Origin of the sequence: Marinobacter sp. UBA3604 (genome assembly GCF_002375325.1) — a bacterium.
In the GTDB taxonomy this organism is placed as follows: domain Bacteria; phylum Pseudomonadota; class Gammaproteobacteria; order Pseudomonadales; family Oleiphilaceae; genus Marinobacter; species Marinobacter salarius.
In genome coordinates this window covers 21,897-27,896 of record NZ_DFMB01000057.1, presented here as the reverse complement: position 1 = coordinate 27,896, position 6,000 = coordinate 21,897, and the positions used below count along the sequence as shown (strand labels likewise).

The 6,000-nt window shown below is 57.3% G+C and carries 4 protein-coding genes and 1 pseudogene; 4 read left to right on the top strand and 1 reads right to left on the bottom strand.

The annotated features are described in order from the left end of the window. Positions 1-139, top strand: a pseudogene (locus tag B2590_RS16600) (transposase); the annotation flags it as partial. A gap of 82 nt (positions 140-221) precedes the next feature. Here the strand turns inward: B2590_RS16600 and recN are convergent. Continuing rightward, entirely contained in the window at positions 222-1,901 is a 1,680-nt protein-coding gene (recN, locus tag B2590_RS16595) for a DNA repair protein RecN (RefSeq protein WP_213479683.1), read from the bottom strand. Between the two features lie 246 nt (positions 1,902-2,147). On the opposite strand from recN, the gene grpE reads away from it, so the two are divergent. From grpE to dnaJ, 3 genes are all read left to right on the top strand, one after another. Further along, positions 2,148-2,753, top strand: coding sequence for a nucleotide exchange factor GrpE (gene grpE / locus B2590_RS16590; protein ID WP_286848004.1), 606 nt, complete (start codon positions 2,148-2,150; stop codon positions 2,751-2,753). Between the two features lie 110 nt (positions 2,754-2,863). Then, positions 2,864-4,789 (top strand): molecular chaperone DnaK, encoded by a 1,926-nt coding sequence (gene dnaK, locus B2590_RS16585; RefSeq protein WP_036212180.1) that lies wholly within the window; start codon positions 2,864-2,866, stop codon positions 4,787-4,789. A 78-nt stretch (positions 4,790-4,867) separates the two neighbouring features. After that, positions 4,868-5,998, top strand: coding sequence for a molecular chaperone DnaJ (gene dnaJ / locus B2590_RS16580; RefSeq protein WP_041333797.1), 1,131 nt, complete (start codon positions 4,868-4,870; stop codon positions 5,996-5,998). Positions 5,999-6,000: the final 2 nt, after the last annotated feature.

Here is a 6,000-nt window from a genome sequence, read left to right as displayed (position 1 = left end):
TGTCTACCGGATGAATACCAGCGTCCTGGAAGGGATGAACAACAAGATTTAGGTCATCAAACGGATGGCCTATGGCTACCGGGACAACGACTACTTCTTCCTTAAGATAAAAGCAGCGTTTCCCGGTAAAGTGCGATGAACCAGAAAAAAGGGGGCGGGGTTTTAGCCCGCCCCAACAACTCTCAGGATCGAGAGGGGAATACGCTTACCTTTCAAACTGTTCAGTGATGCGTAGCCTGGCCTTTCGTGAACATTTCGTGGGCATGGGCAATGGTGTGTTCGGTCATATCCACACCACCGAGCATTCTTGCCACTTCGCTGACCCTGCCATTGTCGTCCAATGACTCGATCTTCGAGTAAGTGGCGTCTGATTCCGTAAACTTGCTGACGAACAGGTGCTGATGGCACTGGGCCGCTACCTGGGCAAGATGCGTGACGCACAACACCTGTCCATTACTGCCCAGGCTGCGAAGCAAGCGACCAACCACTTCGGCGGTGCCGCCACCAATGCCTACATCCACCTCGTCAAAGGCCAGTGTTGGTGTGGTGGAAGTTTGCGCAACCACCACCTGAATGGCCAGGCTGATGCGTGAGAGTTCGCCACCCGAGGCTACCTTGGCTAGCGGACGTGCGGGCTGGCCCGGGTTGGCGCTGACCAGGAATTCAATGTCTTCCAGGCCGTGGGGCGCAGGCTCGTCGCCTTTGTTGCGGCTCAGGTGGGTTACGAACTGGACCGCTGGCATGCTCAGTTGGGCGAGCTCCTCCGCGATGCGCTGATCGAGGTTGGCAGCAGCCTGTTGGCGTGCGTTCGACAACTCGGTGGCCAGGGTATTGAAGTGGCTTCGCTGTTCTTCCAGTTCCGCCTCCAGCTTCTCAACGCTGCCCTCGCCGTCGTCCAGCGATGCCAGTTCGGCACTCAGGCTCTGGTGGAATTCCGGGAGTGTCTCCGGTGTGATGCGGTGCTTGCGGGCCATCTGGTAAATGGCACTCAGACGCTCTTCCACTTCGGCCAGTCGGGCTGGGTCGGCGTCGTAATCTTCCACAAAGTGGCGCAGGTTGTCGCCAGCCTCGGTGATCTGAATCTGGGCTTCATTCAGCATCTGGATGGTTTCCGTCAGTGCCGGTACCTCCACCGGCAACTGCTCCAGTTGCTGTAAAGCCTGGCGCACCAGATCCGCTGCGCTATTCTCATCTTCCGTGCATAGCAGGGTAGCCTGATGGCTGTTGTGTAGCACCGTGTCGGCATGGCTGAGCCGTTCCTGTTCTTTCTCCAGCTCTGCCTGCTCTCCGTCTTCCAGCGCCAGGCGATCCAGTTCTTCTACCTGGTAGCGCAGTAGCTGCAGGCGGGCTTCTGTCTCATCGGCATTCTGCTGGCGTTCGGTCAGCCGCTGGCGGGTTTTGTGCCAGGCTTTCCATGCATCCCTGGTTTGCTCTCCCAACGCTTCTGCGCCAGCGAACTCGTCCAGCAGTTTGCGGTGGGTCTCCTTGCGCAGCAGGGACTGGTGCTGGTGCTGGCTGTGGATGTCCATCAAGGCGCTGCCCAGATCTTTCAGGTGGGCAAGGGGGCAGGGCTGGCCGTTGATGTAGGCGCGAGAGCGGCCATCCTTGCTGATCACTCGGCGCAGGATGCACTCGTTGTCGTCGTCGAGCTCATGGTTTTCCAGCCATTGCCGGGCTTCGGCAATGCGGGACACGTCGAAGGTGGCGGTGATGTCGGCGCGTTTGGCACCGTGGCGCACGGCACCAGCGTCGGCGCGCCCGCCCATGGCCAGGCCGAGGGCGTCCAGGACAATGGATTTGCCGGCACCGGTCTCTCCGGTCAGTGCCGTCATACCCTTTCCAAACTGAAGTTCGACCCGCTCGGCAATGGCGTAATTGGAAACAGTGAGCTGTGTGAGCATGCAGAGGTCCTCCGCTCAATTCCTGAATACTGTGATTACATACAGTGACTGTGAATATATACAGGGTTTTTCCTGTTTGCAAACATCGGCTGGCGAATTTGTGAATGAATGAGGTGCGCAACGGTTGAAACATCCGATACGGGCCCCATATCCGTTCGCAAACATGTTTTTTTCGGCCCATGGCGGTCGGAAACCAAACGTTAACCGGCCGGTCGTCTGGCCGCCGACGATCAAGCAGGAGTAGTCATGAGCGCTGACGAGAATCGTAACGAACAGGTGGAAGAAGAGTTGAAAGACACTGCGGAAGCCGCTCCCGAGGAAGAAACGGCGACGGAAGACAGTGCCGAAGCCGCTCCGGAAAGCGAAGTTGAGGCCCTGAAGGCCCAGGCGCAGGAGTTTCAGGAGCAGATGTTGCGTTCCCAGGCGGAGATGCAGAATGTTCGCCGTCGCGCTGAGATCGATGTGGAGAAAGCCCACAAATTCGCGCTGGAGAAGTTTGTGAAGGAGCTTCTGCCGGTCGCTGACAGCCTTGAAAAGGCGGTTGAGAGCACCGAGGGACACGAAGAGTCCGGCGAGCTGGTGGCGTCCATAAGGGAGGGGGTCGAAATGACCCTGAACCTGTTTATGAATAGCCTCAAGAAATTCAATGTTGAGCAGCTTAACCCCGTGGGTGAGCCGTTTGATCCCCAGCAGCACGAGGCCATGTCCATGGTGCCGGCACCTGATGCCGAGCCCAACAGTGTGGTGGCTGTGGTCCAGAAGGGCTACACCCTGAACGATCGCCTTGTTCGTCCCGCGATGGTGGTGGTCGCCAAGGCTGAAGACGCGCCAAAAATCGACGAGCAGGCTTGAAAAGCAGATTAAAGCGCCAATATAGCCAGTAAACAGGCGGCGCACCGGGACTCCGGGGCAACTTTCAAGGCAGCCGGAACTGAATTGAACAACCGAATTGGAGTAATTGCATGAGTAAGATCATTGGTATCGACCTGGGAACCACAAACTCCTGTGTAGCCATTATGGATGGCGACAAGGTCAAGGTTATCGAAAACGCCGAGGGTGATCGCACTACCCCGTCCATCGTGGCGTATACCGAAGACGGTGAAACGCTGGTAGGTCAATCTGCCAAGCGCCAGGCGGTCACCAACCCGAACAACACCCTCTACGCCATCAAGCGTCTGATCGGTCGTCGCTTTGAAGACGACGTGGTCCAGAAAGACATCAAGATGGTGCCGTACAAGATCGCCAAGGCAGACAACGGTGATGCCTGGGTCGAAGTGAAAGGCGAGAAGATGGCGCCGCCGCAGGTGTCTGCGGAAATCATCAAGAAGATGAAGAAAACCGCAGAAGACTATCTGGGCGAGAAAGTGACCGAAGCGGTTATCACCGTGCCGGCCTACTTCAACGACAGCCAGCGTCAGGCCACCAAAGACGCCGGCAAGATCGCTGGTCTGGACGTGAAGCGGATTATCAACGAGCCAACTGCTGCTGCGTTGGCCTATGGTCTCGACAAGAAGAGCGGTGACCGTACTGTTGCTGTTTATGACCTGGGTGGTGGCACCTTCGACATCTCCATCATCGAGATCGCCGATGTGGACGGTGAGCACCAGTTCGAAGTGTTGGCCACCAACGGCGACACCTTCCTGGGTGGTGAAGACTTTGACATGAAGCTGATCGAGTATCTTGCCGATCAGTTCAAGAAAGACAGTGGCATTGACCTGCGTGGCGACTCGTTGGCGATGCAGCGACTGAAGGAAGCGGCTGAGAAGGCGAAGATTGAGCTTTCCAGCAGCCAGCAGACCGATGTGAACCTGCCTTACGTGACGGCAGACGCCAGTGGTCCCAAGCACATGAACGTGAAAGTGACTCGTGCCAAGCTGGAGTCACTGGTTGAAGAGCTGGTCGAGCGCAGTCTCGCGCCGTGCCGCACCGCGCTGGAAGATTCCGGTGCCAAGATCGGTGAAATCGACGAAGTCATCCTGGTCGGCGGTCAGACCCGCATGCCGATGGTTCAGGAAAAAGTGAAGAACTTCTTCGGTAAGGAAGCGCGTAAGGACGTGAACCCGGATGAAGCTGTAGCCATGGGTGCTGCCATCCAGGCGGCCGTGCTCTCCGGTGATGTGAAAGACGTTCTGCTGCTGGACGTTACCCCGCTGACCCTGGGTATCGAAACCATGGGTGGCGTGGCGACACCGCTGATCGACAAGAACACCACGATCCCGACCAAGAAGTCGCAGACTTTCTCCACTGCGGATGACAATCAGACTGCAGTGACCATTCACGTGGTCCAGGGTGAGCGGAAGCAGGCGACACAGAACAAGTCACTGGGTCGCTTCGACCTGGCGGACATTCCGCCGGCGCCCCGTGGTACGCCGCAGATCGAAGTCACCTTCGATATCGATGCCAACGGTATCCTGAACGTGTCGGCCAAAGACAAGGCGACCGGTAAAGAGCAGTCCATCGTCATCAAGGCGTCTTCAGGTCTGAACGACGACGAAATCGAGAAGATGGTTCAGGACGCGGAAGCCAACGCCGACGAGGATCGCAAGTTCGAAGAGCTGGTCCAGGCCCGCAACCAGGGTGACGCGATGGTCCATACCGTGCGCAAGACCCTGGCCGATGCTGGCGACAAAGTGTCTGACAGCGAGAAAGAGTCTATCGAAGCTGCGATCAAGGAGCTGGAAGAAGCTCTGGCTGGTTCTGACAAGGACGACATCGAGGCCAAGACTCAGAAGCTGACGGAAGCGTCTTCTGAAATGGCCCAGAAGATGTACGCGGATCAGGCAGAGCAGGCGCAGCAGGCCGGGGGCGAAGAGTCTGCCCAGTCCGGTTCCAGCGACGACGCCGTTGATGCCGAGTTTGAAGAAGTCAAAGACGACGACAAGCGATAAAACTTAAGATCATCAGGCAGTTGGAAAACGCGGGAGCTCTTCCGCGTTTTCCTCGTTTTACCAACAGGGTTTTAGAGCATGGCCAAGCGCGACTATTACGAGATTCTCGGGGTGTCCCGGGAAGCGGATGAAAAAGAGATCAAGCGAGCCTACCGCAAGCTTGCGATGAAGTATCATCCTGACCGGAATCCGGATGATGAGGACGCCGATCATAAGTTCAAGGAAGCCAGTGAAGCTTATGAAATACTCTCCGATTCCTCCAAGCGCGCAGCCTACGACCAGTTTGGCCACGCCGGTGTTGATGGCTCTGCCGGCGGCGGATTCGGAGGAGGCGGCGGTGGTGCCAGCTTCTCCGACATCTTTGGCGATGTGTTTGGTGATATCTTTGGTGGCGGTCGCGGTGGCCGCAATACGCGCGGGGCTGACCTGCGTTACACCCTGGAGTTGGACCTGGAAGAGGCGGTAAAAGGCAAGACCGTCCAGATCCGGATTCCTGGCCACACCGAGTGCAACACCTGTGACGGTTCCGGGGCCGAGAAGGGCTCACGGCCGGAGGCTTGTGGTACCTGTAATGGCATGGGTCAGGTACGGATGCAGCAGGGCTTCTTCACTGTGCAGCAGGCGTGTCCTACTTGTCGTGGTTCCGGCAAGATTATCAAGAACCCGTGTAAGAAGTGTCACGGTGCCGGTCGCATCCAGGAAGAGAAAACGCTGTCCGTCAAGGTGCCGCCGGGCGTGGATACCGGTGATCGTATTCGTCTCTCCGGTGAAGGCGAGATGGGTGTTGAAGGTGGGCCTTCCGGTGACCTCTATGTGCAGGTCGCGGTTCGAGAGCATTCCATCTTTACCCGTGATGGTCGCAACCTCTATTGCGAAGTGCCTATCAGCATCGTGGATGCCAGTCTCGGTGGCGAACTTGAAGTGCCGACGCTCGATGGTCGCGTTAAGCTGAAGATTCCACCGGAGACTCAGACCGGCAAGCTGTTCCGTTTGCGGAACAAGGGCGTTAGCCCGGTTCGTGGTGGTCCGTCCGGTGATTTGCTGTGTCGCGTGGTTGTGGAAACTCCGGTTAACCTCACCAAGCGTCAGAAAGAGTTGTTGGAAGAATTCCAGAAGACCCTGGACGGTGGCGATGGCAACCAGCACGGTCCGCGAAAAACCTCCTGGTTTGAAGGTGTGAAAAGCTTCTTCGACGAAATGAAATTCTGAGG